General features: G+C 62.3%; 15 protein-coding genes. 10 read left to right on the forward strand and 5 right to left on the reverse strand.

The features are described from left to right. The first annotated feature begins 143 nt into the window (after positions 1–143). The 5 genes from BM216_RS17535 (at position 144) to BM216_RS17560 (ending at position 4,436) form a co-directional block, all read left to right on the forward strand. A complete protein-coding gene (locus tag BM216_RS17535; protein WP_093000508.1) occupies positions 144–575 on the forward strand; it encodes a DUF1801 domain-containing protein in 432 nt (143 codons plus the stop codon). A gap of 14 nt (positions 576–589) precedes the next feature. Further along, positions 590–1,000, forward strand: a complete 411-nt coding sequence (locus BM216_RS17540; RefSeq protein ID WP_093000735.1) for a DUF1801 domain-containing protein — start codon at positions 590–592, stop codon at positions 998–1,000. Between the two features lie 252 nt (positions 1,001–1,252). Next, a complete protein-coding gene (locus tag BM216_RS17550) occupies positions 1,253–2,116 on the forward strand; it encodes a helix-turn-helix domain-containing protein (protein ID WP_093000510.1) in 864 nt (287 codons plus the stop codon). A gap of 130 nt (positions 2,117–2,246) precedes the next feature. Further along, positions 2,247–3,755 (forward strand): aldehyde dehydrogenase, encoded by a 1,509-nt coding sequence (adh, locus tag BM216_RS17555; RefSeq protein WP_093000511.1) that lies wholly within the window; start codon positions 2,247–2,249, stop codon positions 3,753–3,755. Positions 3,756–4,055: 300 nt separating this feature from the next. After that, the gene (locus tag BM216_RS17560) at positions 4,056–4,436 is read left to right on the forward strand and encodes a DUF779 domain-containing protein (RefSeq protein ID WP_093000512.1); all 381 of its coding nucleotides are present in this window, start codon (positions 4,056–4,058) and stop codon (positions 4,434–4,436) included. Between the two features lie 4 nt (positions 4,437–4,440). Here the strand turns inward: BM216_RS17560 and msrQ are convergent, their stop codons facing one another. After that, complete coding sequence (msrQ, locus tag BM216_RS17565; RefSeq protein WP_093000513.1) at positions 4,441–5,088, reverse strand: protein-methionine-sulfoxide reductase heme-binding subunit MsrQ; 648 nt, start codon at positions 5,086–5,088, stop codon at positions 4,441–4,443. Between the two features lie 2 nt (positions 5,089–5,090). Beyond that, complete coding sequence (gene msrP / locus BM216_RS17570; RefSeq protein WP_093000514.1) at positions 5,091–6,035, reverse strand: protein-methionine-sulfoxide reductase catalytic subunit MsrP; 945 nt, start codon at positions 6,033–6,035, stop codon at positions 5,091–5,093. 211 nt (positions 6,036–6,246) lie between these two features. Here msrP and BM216_RS17575 point away from each other — a divergent pair, with 211 nt between their 5' ends. The 3 genes from BM216_RS17575 to BM216_RS17585 all read left to right on the forward strand — a co-directional run bounded on the left by BM216_RS17575 (position 6,247) and on the right by BM216_RS17585 (position 9,232). Continuing rightward, positions 6,247–6,669 (forward strand): DUF4112 domain-containing protein, encoded by a 423-nt coding sequence (locus BM216_RS17575; RefSeq protein ID WP_093000515.1) that lies wholly within the window; start codon positions 6,247–6,249, stop codon positions 6,667–6,669. Between the two features lie 406 nt (positions 6,670–7,075). Beyond that, complete coding sequence (gene ilvD / locus BM216_RS17580) at positions 7,076–8,911, forward strand: dihydroxy-acid dehydratase (protein ID WP_093000516.1); 1,836 nt, start codon at positions 7,076–7,078, stop codon at positions 8,909–8,911. A 96-nt stretch (positions 8,912–9,007) separates the two neighbouring features. After that, positions 9,008–9,232 (forward strand): DUF433 domain-containing protein, encoded by a 225-nt coding sequence (locus tag BM216_RS17585; protein WP_093000517.1) that lies wholly within the window; start codon positions 9,008–9,010, stop codon positions 9,230–9,232. Positions 9,233–9,288: 56 nt separating this feature from the next. Here the strand turns inward: BM216_RS17585 and BM216_RS17590 are convergent, their stop codons facing one another. Then, positions 9,289–9,654 (reverse strand): lysozyme inhibitor LprI family protein, encoded by a 366-nt coding sequence (locus BM216_RS17590; protein ID WP_093000518.1) that lies wholly within the window; start codon positions 9,652–9,654, stop codon positions 9,289–9,291. 45 nt (positions 9,655–9,699) lie between these two features. Further along, entirely contained in the window at positions 9,700–10,074 is a 375-nt protein-coding gene (locus tag BM216_RS17595; RefSeq protein WP_093000736.1) for a YkvA family protein, read from the reverse strand. A gap of 128 nt (positions 10,075–10,202) precedes the next feature. On the opposite strand from BM216_RS17595, the gene BM216_RS17600 reads away from it, so the two are divergent. Both BM216_RS17600 and BM216_RS17605 read left to right on the forward strand, forming a co-directional pair. Continuing rightward, entirely contained in the window at positions 10,203–11,606 is a 1,404-nt protein-coding gene (locus BM216_RS17600) for a DegQ family serine endoprotease (RefSeq protein ID WP_093000519.1), read from the forward strand. After that, positions 11,603–12,916 carry a replication-associated recombination protein A gene (locus BM216_RS17605; RefSeq protein ID WP_093000520.1) on the forward strand — a complete coding sequence of 438 codons (1,314 nt, stop codon included), beginning with the start codon at positions 11,603–11,605 and terminating at the stop codon, positions 12,914–12,916. The genes BM216_RS17600 and BM216_RS17605 overlap by 4 nt, the downstream gene beginning before the upstream one ends. A gap of 18 nt (positions 12,917–12,934) precedes the next feature. Here the strand turns inward: BM216_RS17605 and BM216_RS17610 are convergent, their stop codons facing one another. After that, positions 12,935–13,249 (reverse strand): DUF1883 domain-containing protein, encoded by a 315-nt coding sequence (locus tag BM216_RS17610; RefSeq protein WP_093000521.1) that lies wholly within the window; start codon positions 13,247–13,249, stop codon positions 12,935–12,937. Positions 13,250–13,279 lie beyond the last annotated feature (30 nt).

A 13,279-nucleotide genomic window follows, 5' to 3' on the forward strand; every position in this document is an offset into this window, starting at 1 on the left:
CATCCCGTTGAAGCCCAGAATGGAACCTTCGAATCGGCAGAAGTCAAGGCGCGGGGTACGGCTTTCCCTGCTCCAACACAGGCTGGACGCGCTGACTGCTCACGCTATGATGGACCGGATGGTCAGCTGGAGGAGCGCGCACCATGTCCGGAAAAATAGGCGCCGGGACGGCGGAGCCGAAGCTGCTGTCGGGCGGCAATCCGCAGATCCCGAAAGGTTATGGCGACGAACCGGTGCAGGCCTATATCGCCGCCATGCCCGGATGGAAGAGTGAGGTGGGACGCAAGCTCGACGCGCTGATCGAGAAGGCGGTGCCCGATGCAGCCAAGGCGGTGAAATGGAATACGCCGCTCTACGGCATCGAAGGGCAGGGCTGGTTTCTCGGCGTCCATTGCTTCGCCAGATATGTGAAGCTTACCTTCTTCCGCGGCGCCTCGCTCTATCCAGTCCCGCCGGGCGAATCGAAGACTGCCGAGACCCGCTATCTCAACATCCATGAGAGCGACACCTGGGAAGAGGCGCAACTCGAAAGCTGGATCCGGCAGGCAAGCCTGCTGCCCGGCGAAAAGCTCTGATGGCGGACCATGCGATGACTAAAGACGGAGCCGCCGCAGACAAGGCTCCTTCCGAACTGATCGACCAGCGCATCGTCGAGCTGGGCGACTGGCGCGGCGAGATGCTCGCCCATGTCCGTGCACTGATAAAGCAGGCCATCCCCGACATTGTCGAAGAATGGAAATGGCGCGGTGTACCGGTTTGGGAAAAGGACGGCATCATCTGCACCGGCGAGACCTACAAGGCGGTCGTCAAGCTGACCTTTGCGAAGGGTGCGTCGGTCGAGGATCCGACAGGCCTCTTCAACGCCAGCCTCGACGGCAATATGCGCCGGGCGATCGATCTCAAGGAGGGGGATCGGATTGACGACGAGGCCTTTGTGGCATTGGTGGAGAGGGCCGCCGCGCTCAATCTCGCGAAGAGCAAGCAGACGAAGCGGAAATAGCGGAATTGGGCCTTTGGGGGTGGGCAGACCAGCGCCCCTAGCCGATCTCCCCCCTTGTGGGGGAGATGCCCGGCAGGGCAGAGGGGGGTGTCCGCATACTCCTCGCAAATTGAGTTCGCGGCGCCACCCCCTCTGTCACTTTCGTGACATCTCCCCCACAAGGGGGGAGAACAAAGGCGCTCCCACTTCCTCATTGCCATCCCCCATTTTTTTAGCGACAATTCACCCATGGCATTTGGTTGGAGGAGCCCGATGCACGAGCATGTTTCCCACGCCGATCAGGTCTATGCCTCGGCGCAGTCTCTCGTCGCCAGTTCGGCGGTCGTCGCGTCGTGGCGACGCTGCATGACCATGCACCATCTGGCGCCTGAGGAGAGGCGCCTCCCGGTGCGGCTGACCGAGGACGAACTTCGCCGTGCCCGCGAGCGATCCGGCGCGCTTGTCGCCCATGCCGCGGAAGAGCTCGACCGCCTTTTCCTGATTGCCGGCAAGGCAGGCTGCTGTATCCTGATGACCGACAGGGAGGGCATCGCGCTTGACCGCCGCGGGGTTGCCGGCGACGACAAGGACTTTCACGATCTCGGCCTCTGGACCGGGGCGGTCTGGACCGAGGCCAGCATCGGCACCAACGGTGTCGGCACGGCGCCAATCCGCGATCACCGCGGCCAGCTTGTCGGTGCGCTCGACGTTTCGACCTGCCGCGACGATGCGAGCGACGGCATCGTCGCCATTCTCGCCCAGACGGTGCGCGAGGCTGCCGGCCGCATCGAGTTTAACCTCTTCCGCAGCGCCTATGCCGGCGCCCGCTTCGTCATGGTGCCGAATGACCTCGTTTCCACGATCGGACTTCTGGCCGTCGATCGCAACGACATGGTGCTCGGCGCCACACGCGCTGCCCGGATGGCGCTGAAACTGGACGACCAGCGGATCGAGGCCGGGATTCCCGCCTCAGACCTATTGAACGAAAAGAGCGAGGCATCACTGGATGAGGCCGAAAGGGCGATGCTGTTGCGCGTCCTGTCGCGCACCAGCGGCAATGTCTCGCAGGCGGCTGCAGCGCTTGGCGTCAGTCGTTCCACGCTCCACCGCAAGATGAAGCGCTTCGGCCTCCATTGATGCCATGATGTGTCGCAGACTTGCTACAGAGTGCGCCGCGGTATCATAGACCCGCCCTGTTTTCGGCAACCGATATGATCAGATTTCTCCCATCGGGTTCGCTCGAACCTGCTCATCAAGGGAGGATGACATGCTGCACCAGAAAATCGTCGAGTCGCCGTTCAAGCTGAAATACGGCAACTATATCGGCGGCGAATGGCGGGAGCCGATCAGCGGCAAATATTTCGACAACATCACCCCGGTCACCGGTGGCAAGCTCTGCGAAATTCCGCGCTCCGACGAAAAGGACATCAACGCCGCGCTCGACGCAGCCCATGCTGCAAAGGACAAATGGGGCCGCACGGCACCCGCCGAGCGCTCCAACATCCTGATGAAGATCGCCCAGCGTATGGAGGACAAGCTGGAGGTTCTCGCCCAGGCCGAGACCTGGGACAACGGCAAGCCGATCCGTGAGACGATGGCTGCAGACATTCCGCTTGCCATCGACCACTTTCGCTATTTCGCCTCCTGCATCCGCGCCCAGGAAGGCTCGATCGGCGAGATCGACAACGATACCGTCGCCTACCACTTCCATGAGCCGCTCGGCGTCGTCGGCCAGATCATCCCGTGGAACTTCCCGATCCTGATGGCCGCCTGGAAGCTTGCCCCGGCACTCGCCGCCGGCAACTGCGTCGTCATCAAGCCGGCCGAACAGACACCCGCATCGCTGCTCGTCTGGGCCGAGATCATCGGCGACCTCCTACCTCCTGGCGTGCTCAACATCGTCAACGGCTTCGGCCTTGAAGCCGGCAAGCCGCTCGCCTCGTCGAACCGCATCGCCAAGATCGCCTTCACCGGCGAGACGACGACGGGCCGGCTGATCATGCAATATGCCAGCCAGAACCTAATTCCGGTCACGCTGGAACTCGGCGGCAAGTCGCCCAACATCTTCTTCGCCGACGTCGCCAATGAAGACGACGACTTTTTCGACAAGGCGCTCGAAGGTTTTGCGATGTTCGCGCTGAACCAGGGCGAGGTCTGCACATGCCCAAGCCGTGCGCTGGTGCATGAAAGCATCTACGACCGGTTCATGGAAAAGGCAGTCAAGCGCGTCCAGGCGATCAAGCAGGGCAATCCGCTTGATGCGGAAACGATGATCGGCGCCCAGGCCTCCACCGAACAGATGGAAAAGATCCTCGCCTATCTCGATATCGGCCGCCAAGAAGGTGCCGAAGTGCTGACCGGCGGTGCCCGCAACGATCTCGGCGGCGAGCTTTCCGAGGGCTATTACATCCAGCCGACCATCTTCAAGGGCCACAACAAGATGCGCGTCTTCCAGGAGGAAATCTTCGGGCCGGTGGTCTCGGTGACGACCTTCAAGGACGATGCGGAAGCGCTATCTATCGCCAATGACACGCTCTACGGCCTCGGCGCCGGTGTCTGGACCCGCGATGGCAACCGTGCCTACCGCTTCGGCCGCGAGATCCAGGCGGGCCGCGTCTGGACCAATTGCTACCATGCCTATCCGGCCCACGCGGCCTTCGGCGGCTACAAGCAGTCCGGCATCGGTCGCGAGACCCACAAGATGATGCTCGACCACTATCAGCAGACCAAGAACATGCTGGTCAGCTACAGCCCGAAGAAGCTCGGCTTCTTCTGAGACGATCGGCCTGAATTCGCCCTGCCGGGCTGCAAATGGCGCCTTCTGCGCTTCCGGTGCTCATGGACTTCAAGTCCACTCCGCTCCGGTTCTCGAAGTCACCATTTTCGCCACGGCAGGACGAATTCCGGGCTTAATCGCCGGCAACCGCGCGCGAAACGAGAGGACTATCTCGCTTTGACGCTGGTGAGAGACGGAAACCTCGCGACACGGTTCCTTCTCCCCGTCAGAACGGAGAGAAGGTGGCGGCAGCCGGATGAGGGGCAGTTTTCAAGCTCTCTTCACCCAGAAAGGACCACCATGGACACCACCATCAACGGCGAACCGCGCGTCACCGCCACGGATGCCGCACTCTCGCTCATCGCCGAAATCCAAGAGGACTATCCCGACATCCTGTTCCACCAGTCCGGCGGCTGTTGCGACGGCTCGTCGCCCATGTGCTATCCGGCCGATGATTTCATCGTCGGTGACCAGGATGTCAGGCTCGGCGAAATCGGCGGCGTGCCGGTCTATATCAGCGGCAGCCAGTTCGAAGCCTGGAAGCACACCCAGCTGATCATCGATGTCGTGCCGGGGCGGGGAGGCATGTTCTCGCTCGATAACGGCCGGGAAAAACGCTTCCTCACCCGTTCGCGCCTCTTCGGCGGCGGGGAAGCCTGCGCCATACCGGGCGTCGCCTGACAGCCTATCGGCCGGCGGCGCGAACCGGCTGCCCGTTGCGTGACCGCTTCCAGGTCAGGATCGGCCGGCGCACGAAGCGGTAGGCGACGAGAAGCGCGATCAGTGCGACATGGATAAACGGCCCTGCTGTCACCGACTTGACGGCGAGCACGTAATGAAACGCCCCCGCGACCGCGATCAGATAGATCAGCTTGTGAAGCTTTACCCAGCCCTGACCGAGCTTGAGGATTGACCAGTTGTTCGATGTCACCGCAAGGGGAATAAGGCAGAGCAGCGCCGCAAAGCCGATGGTGATATAGGGCCGCCGCGCGATATCCCCGCCGACCGCGCCGAAATTCAGCTGCAGGTCGAGCAGCAGATAGACCGAAAAATGCATCGCCACGTAATAGAAGGCGAGCAGGCCGAGCGCCCGCCGGTAGCGCACCCAGTTGATGCCGAAGAGGTCGCGCAGTGGCGTGATCGCCAGCGTCGCGATGATCAGCCGAAGCGCCCATATGCCGAGCAGGTGCTCGAATGTCTTGACCGGATTGAAGCCGAGGCACCCGGTTGCCGCCTGATAGAAATACCAGGCCGCTGGACAGAGGCCGATGACGTAAAGCGCCCAGATGCTGGCGGCGTGATATTTGCGGGGCAGGGCGGGAAGAAAAGCCATGCTCAATAATTCGCCTTCAGGTCCATGCCGGCATAGAGGCTGGCCACCTCGTCCGCGTAACCGTTGAACGGCAGCGTATCGACCCGTTTGGTGCCGAAGAACCCGCCTTCGCCGATCCGCTGCTCGGTCGCCTGGCTCCAGCGCGGATGATCGACCGCCGGATTGACGTTGGAGTAGAAGCCGTATTCGCGGGCATTGGAATTTTTCCAAGTCGTTTGTGGTTGCTCTTCCACGAGCTTGATCTTGACGATCGACTTGATGCCCTTGAACCCATATTTCCACGGCACGACCAGCCGGATCGGCGCACCGTTCTGGTTCGGCAGCGTTTCGCCGTAAAGCCCGACGGCCAGGATCGTCAGCGGATGCCGCGCCTCGTCCATCCTCAGGCCCTCGACATAAGGCCAGGGCAAGGCCTGGAAGAGACCGCCTTGACCCGGCATTTCCTCCGGCCGCACGACCGTTTCGAAAGCCACGTATTTGGCGCTGCCGAGCGGATCGACCTTGTCAAGAATGGCCGACAGCGGAAAGCCGATCCACGGGATCACCATCGACCAGCCCTCGACACAGCGCATCCGGTAGGTGCGCTCCTCGAGCTTCATCTTCATGATCTCGTCGAGACCGAATTCCTTCGGCTTGCCGACAAGCCCTTCCACCTTCACCGACCACGGGGTCGGCTTGAAGGCGCCGGAATTCTGCGACGGATCTTCCTTGCCGACGCCGAACTCGTAAAAATTGTTATAGGTGGTGATCGCTTCTTTCGGCGTCAGCTTCTCATTCAGCTTGTAGGGGCCAGGCTGCGCGGTGAGTGGCGCCGCCAGCGCCTCGCCGCCGAAGGTGAGGCCAATGCCGGCAGCCGCGGCGGCGCCGATGAAGTTCCTGCGCGACATATAGATGGTCTTGGGCGTGATTTCCGAGGCTGCGATCTGCGGCGGACGGTAGGCGGGCATGACGAGCTCTCCTCAGGCAACGTGCCTTTACATATGCTTATACGTAATCCCAAAGCCTGCGGTTTCACAGCCATGCAAATATTGTAGGAAGCCACGTTTGCGTGAAACGCGTCGAACGGTTTTTGCGCCTGCCTCTTGGAACGCGCGGCCCCAGTTCTCATTTATCGCATGCACGGCCTTCACTGACGACTTGGCCATATGGAGGGTTGGAATGGCGACGAAAACTTGGGATGCCGCCAGCGAGCGTTTCATCAAGGATGATCTTGATCATGTCGAAAAGCTCAGGCGCCTGCGCCGTCTGAACGGCATCGCCCGCTTGATGGATACCGCGATCCGCATTCCCGGCACCGGCATCCGTTTCGGTGCCGATTCCATCTTCGGCCTGATTCCGGTGGTCGGCGATGCCGGCGGCGCACTGGTCGGCCTTTATATCGTCAACGAGGCGCGCCGCATGGGCGTGCCGCCTAACAAGCTCGTCCAAATGCTCGGCAATATCGCCGCCGACGGCGTGGTCGGCAGCATCCCCGTCGCCGGCGACCTGTTCGACCTTTTCTTCAAATCCCACCGCCGCAACCTCGATATCATCCTCCAGCATTTCGATGTGCGGGCGGAGGAGTTGCGGAACGCGCGGTAGTAATTAGGTCGATATAGCGCGAGCCAAACAAGCTCTCCTCATTCCTGTGCTTGTCACAGGAATCCAGTCAGCCCAAGTCCTTGGGCTGAAAAGACTCCTCTCGCCGCGCGGACGCGCGTCGGCTGGATCCCTGTGACAAGCACAGGAATGAGGGAGGGTGGGATTGGCCGTTCGTGCAGAATGATTCCGAGGCATTACCCGATCAACGCGGGAGCACGCAGGCCTTTTACAGCCGATTTTGCCGAAACCCGCTTGATGCGAACCGTACCGTACCGTACTGTTTCGGCTTGAACCGGCAGTGACAGCATCCGGCAGTTGGTTTAGGACATATCCAAAAATAGGCTTTTTGCGCCTCTCTCCGGAAGCGGATAGAATGCCGGCCTGAATTTTGAGCGAGGAAATACCCATGCCCGTCTATCGTTCGAGAACCACGACCCACGGCCGCAACATGGCCGGCGCGCGCGGCCTTTGGCGCGCCACCGGCATGAAGGACGGCGATTTCGGCAAGCCGATCATCGCGGTCGTCAATTCCTTCACCCAGTTCGTGCCCGGTCACGTCCACCTGAAGGATCTCGGCCAGCTCGTCGCCCGCGAGATCGAGGCGGCCGGCGGTGTGGCCAAGGAATTCAACACGATCGCCGTCGACGACGGCATCGCCATGGGCCATGACGGCATGCTCTATTCGCTGCCGTCGCGCGAAATCATTGCCGACTCGGTCGAATACATGGTCAACGCGCACTGCGCCGATGCCATGGTCTGCATATCCAACTGCGATAAGATCACCCCCGGCATGCTGAATGCCGCGATGCGCCTCAACATCCCGGCCGTCTTCGTCTCCGGCGGCCCGATGGAAGCCGGCAAGGCGACAGTTCACGGCAAGAAGGTCGCGCTCGACCTCGTCGACGCCATGGTGGCCGCTGCCGACGAGAGCTATACCGACGAGGAAGTCGAGACGATCGAGCGTTCCGCCTGTCCCACCTGCGGCTCGTGCTCCGGCATGTTTACCGCCAATTCGATGAACTGCCTGACCGAGGCGCTCGGCCTGTCGCTGCCCGGCAACGGCTCGACACTCGCCACCCATTCGGACCGCAAACGCCTGTTCGTCGAGGCCGGCCACCTGATCGTCGATCTCGCTCGTCGTCATTACGAGCAGGACGACATGACTGTCCTGCCGCGCAACATCGCCACCAAGCAGGCTTTTGAGAACGCCATGTCGCTCGATATCGCCATGGGCGGCTCCACCAACACCGTTCTGCACATCCTGGCGGCTGCCTATGAAGGTGGCATCGACTTCTCGATGGAAGATATCGACGCGCTGTCGCGCCGTGTTCCCTGCCTGTCCAAGGTCGCGCCGGCCAAGCAGGACGTCCATATGGAAGACGTCCACCGCGCCGGTGGCATCATGCGCATCCTCGGCGAGCTCGATCGCGGCGGCCTGATCAACCGCGATTGCTATACCGTTCACGAGACGACGCTGGGCGACGCCATCGACCGCTGGGATATCACCCGCACCAATTCCGAAACCGTCCGCGAGTTCTTCAAGGCAGCCCCCGGCGGCGTGCCGACCCAGGTCGCCTTCTCCCAGTCCTCGCGCTGGGAAGAGCTGGATACGGACAGCGAAAAGGGCGTCATCCGCTCGGTCGAAAAGCCGTTCTCCAAGGATGGCGGCTTGGCCGTGCTTTACGGCAACATCGCGCTCGACGGCTGCATCGTGAAGACCGCCGGCGTCGATGAATCGATCCTCAAATTCACCGGTCCCGCCCGCGTCTTCGAAAGCCAGGACGCTTCGGTCAAGGCGATCCTCTCCAACGAGGTCAAGGCCGGCGACGTCGTGGTCATCCGCTACGAAGGCCCGAAGGGCGGCCCGGGCATGCAGGAAATGCTCTATCCGACGAGCTACCTGAAGTCGAAGGGTCTCGGCAAGGCCTGCGCTCTGGTCACCGACGGCCGATTCTCGGGCGGCACGTCCGGCCTGTCCATCGGCCACGCTTCTCCGGAAGCGGCCCAGGGCGGTGCCATCGGCCTCGTTCAGGAAGGCGACCTGATCGAGATCGACATCCCGAACCGCACGATCAACCTCAAGGTCTCCGACGCCGATCTCGCCGCCCGCCGCCACGAGCAGGAAGCCCTCGGCTGGAAACCGGCCGCCCCGCGCAAGCGCAATGTCACGACCGCGCTCAAGGCCTATGCCGCATTTGCGGCGTCTGCCGACAAGGGCGCGGTGCGGATCCTGCCGGAATAGGCCTGACCGCCATCGGATACATCGTCAAAGCCCTGCCCGGTTTCCCTGGCGGGGCTTTGTGTTATTCTGCCGCCGTCAGCATCTTGAACGATGGCCATGTCCGAGCTTCATCGCATCACATTCGATCCGCAGATTTCCTCCGGCCGTCCGACCATCCGCGGGATGCGCATTCGGGTAAAGGACATCCTCGAGCTTCTCGCAGCAGGTGCGAGCCATGAGGAAATTCTGGAGGATTACCCCGCGCTCGAAACCGCTGACATCAGCGCAGCGCTTGAATATGCGGCACGCCAGAGCGACCACATCGTCTTGCACATTGCCTGATGCGCTTCCTCCTCGAAGTTTTTTTGGGAGGGAAAGCAAGCGTTCCGATGCCGATCTTACAGTGGGCGGCTTAACCCCTCATACGCCTCGTTGAGCTGCTTCATCCGTTCCTCGTAGGCGCCGGTCAGACAGGCCGCATCGCCGCCGCAGGCCTGGCGCTTCTTCAGCCAGGCGCTCTGTTCCTCGCGCAGCTTGTCGCGATTGCCCATGGCGAGCAGGCTGGTCAGGATGTCGAAAGTAGTCACCATCTTCACGTCGGCATCGTTGAGCACACGTGTGTCGCAGATCACCTTCTCGTCGGGCGCCAGATCGGTCCGCTCGCAGTCGAAGCTCGCAGCCGCTGCCGGGGTGGCGAGATTGGGCGCCAGAAGAGTGGTCGCGAGAGTGCCCGAAAGCAGAATTGCGGCGAGTTTCGATGTCATGGCCTGTGCTCCTGATGCCTTGGCAGGGCCGACAGGACAGATCCGCTAGAATGCGTCCTTGAGGCTCCAGATGACGAAGATGATGCAGGCGAGCCAGATGGCAAGGATGACGGCGAGGCCGGTCCGGCTGACGGGGCGGCCGGAACGCTGTTCGGCCTGGAGCCGGAATTCGTCCATCAGCGGGCCGGGCACGAGCCGGATCGCCCAGAGGATGCCGAGCGGCACGATGAGTAGGTCGTCGAGATAACCGAGTATCGGGATGAAATCCGGGATGAGATCGACAGGAGACAGCGCATAGGCCGCGACCGCCCCAGCCACCAGCTTGGCGCCAAGCGGCACTCGGCGATCACGCGCGGCGATCCAAAGCGCCACCACATCCCGCTTGAGCGCCTTCGCCCATCTCTTCGCCTTTTCAAGCATGTTCTTTCCCAGCCTGCCTCTGATACCCATATAGACGAACGACCGGTCGTTTCGTCTGGTTTCGGCCATCTTTATTTTCCAGCCTGCGGCGCTAAAACGCCATTTGGAATTCTATCATGAGGAATCGAATGTTCAGCCTGCTCAGACACGTGTCGGTCGGTCTCTTTGCTCTGGCGGTGGTATGTCCCGTCGGCGCTCACGCGCAAGATACGAAAACGGTTCCGCAGAGCCGCCAGGAAATGCAGCTCTCCTTCTCGCCGCTGGTCAAGCAGACCGCCGGTGCCGTGGTGAATGTCTATGCCGAACGCGTCGTGCAGCGGCCGAGCATGTATACCGGCGACCCCTTCTTCGATCAGTTCTTCGGCCAGCGCATGCCGAACCGTTCGGAAAAGCAGTCGTCGCTCGGCTCGGGCGTGATCCTCTCCCATGACGGTCTCGTGGTCACCAACAACCACGTCATCAACGGCGCCGACGACATCAAGATTGCGCTGGCCGACGGACGCGAGTTTCCCTGCGAACTGGTGCTGAAGGACGAGACGGTCGATCTCGCGGTGCTGCGCATCAAGAGCAAGGAGGATTTTCCGGTTCTGGCGATCGGTGATTCCGACCGCACCGAGGTGGGCGATCTCGTCCTTGCCATCGGCAACCCGTTCGGCGTCGGCCAGACGGTGACGAGCGGCATCGTCTCGGCGCTTGCCCGCAACCAGGTCAATAGCGGCGATTTCGGCTTCTTCATCCAGACCGATGCCTCGATCAATCCCGGCAATTCCGGCGGCGCGCTGATGAACATGAACGGCGAGCTGATCGGCATCAACACCGCGATCTTCTCCCGCGGCGGCGGCTCCAACGGCGTCGGCTTCGCAATCCCCGCCAATCTCGTGAAAGTCTTCCTGGCGGCCGCTGCCGAAGGCAAGACCACCTTCGAGCGTCCCTTCGTCGGCGCGACCTTCGAGCCGGTCACGTCCGATGTCGCCGAAGCGCTCGGCCTGAAGGCCGCCCGCGGCGCGCTTGTCGTGCGTACCGTCGAAGGCGGCCCGGCCGACAAGGCCGGCTTGAAGCCGGGCGAGGTGGTCACCGCCGTCAACGGCATCGCCGTCGAACATCCCGATGCGCTCGGTTATCGTCTGACGACGGCCGGCCTCGGCAAGCAGGCGGAACTGACGGTGCAGACAGCCGACGGCTCCCGGGAAATGACGCTTGCGCTCAACACTGCCCCCGAGACGACCCCGCGCGACGAGCGCCTCATCGAAGGCCGCAATCCCTTCGCCGGCCTGCATATCGCCAATCTCTCGCCCAAGCTCGCGACCGAACTCCGTGTTCCGGCCGAAAAGACCGGCGTCATCGTCACCGATGTCTCGCGCGGATCGCCGTCGGCACGCCTCGGCTTCCAGCCCAATGACATCATCGTCGCCATCAACGGCAGCCCGGTGAACACGACGAAGACGATGGAAGGCATGATGGACGAGGACCCGGGCTTCTGGCGCGTCGAAATCGAGCGCAACGGCCAGCGTATCCGGCAATTCTTCCGATGAGCAGCGATCTCTTTTCTCCCCGTGTCCCTGATAATGTCGCCAGCCGGAGACCTCTGGCGGATCGGCTCCGGCCGACTTCGCTTGCCGAGGTGTCCGGCCAGCCGCATCTGACCGGGGAGGACGGAGCGCTGCGCCGGATGATTGCGTCGGGCACGCTCGGCTCGATGATCTTCTGGGGGCCGCCGGGCACCGGCAAGACCACGGTGGCGCGGCTGCTATCCGGCGAGACGGGACTTGCCTTCGAGCAGATCTCGGCGATCTTTTCCGGCGTCGCCGACCTGAAGAAGGTCTTTGAGGGCGCGAAACTGCGCCGCATGGACGGCCGACAGACGCTGCTCTTCGTCGACGAGATCCATCGCTTCAATCGTGCCCAGCAGGATAGTTTTCTGCCGGTCATGGAGGACGGGACAATCATTCTCGTCGGCGCGACCACCGAAAACCCCAGTTTCGAACTCAACGCCGCTCTTCTCTCCCGCGCCCGCGTCCTGACCTTCCGGTCGCATGACGAGGAGAGCCTGGAAGAGCTCCTGAAGCGCGCCGAGCAGGTCGAGGACAAGCCGCTGCCGCTCGATGCGGATGCAAGGGCCGCGCTGCTTCGCATGGCCGATGGCGACGGCCGGGCAGTGCTGACGCTGGCGGAAGAGGTCTGGCGCGCGGCGAGGGAAGGCGAGGTCTTCGATACGGTGGGTCTCACCGAGATCGTCCAGCGCCGCGCTCCCGTCTATGACAAGGCGCAGGACGGCCACTACAATCTCATCTCGGCGCTGCATAAGTCGGTGCGCGGATCGGATCCCGATGCGGCGCTCTACTATCTGGCCCGCATGTTCGATGCCGGTGAGGATCCGCTTTATCTCGGACGACGGTTGGTTAGGATGGCGGTGGAGGATATCGGGTTGGCCGACCCGCAGGCGCTCGTCGTCTGCAACGCTGCCAAGGATGCCTATGACTATCTCGGTTCGCCGGAGGGAGAGCTGGCGCTCGCCAATGCCTGCGTCTACCTCGCTACCGCGCCGAAATCGAATGCCGTCTACACCGCCTTCAAGGCCGCCACCCGTGCCGCCAAGGAAAACGGCTCGCTCCTGCCGCCGAAACGTATCCTCAATGCGCCGACGAAGCTGATGAAGGGCGAGGGCTATGGCGACGGCTATCGCTACGACCACGACGAGCCCGATGCCTTTTCCGGCCAGGACTATTTCCCCGAAAAGATGGGACGCCAGACCTTCTACGATCCGCCGGAACGCGGTTTCGAGCGGGAGATCCGGAAGCGACTGGACTGGTGGTCGAAGCTGCGCAAGGAGCGCAACGACTAGCCGACAACTTGGTGAGGCTCAGGACGCCTGCTGCTGCGGGCTTCGCGCAGCCGGAACGGCTATCAGCTTGATGGAGGATTCCGCCAGGCCGTGATGCCCTTCCGTGTCGACGATGACGTGCCAGTGGCCGTTCTCGGGAATGACGAGACGGATCGGCGATTTGCGGGCGACACCGCCGACATATTTGAAATCGAGGCGTTCCGTGAAGCGCTGGTAATTGGCCGCATTCATCAGCCGCACGTTGTTGACCGCGCTCAGCGTCACCTCGATTGTGGTTCCGGCACGCTGCGGCTTGAGATCATAATGCGTGAAGCGGAAGTTCGGACCTGGCATGGCTGTCTCGTCGAGTTGGGCGGTTGAGCT

Source organism: Rhizobium sp. NFR07 (genome assembly GCF_900111905.1).
Classification (GTDB): domain Bacteria; phylum Pseudomonadota; class Alphaproteobacteria; order Rhizobiales; family Rhizobiaceae; genus Neorhizobium.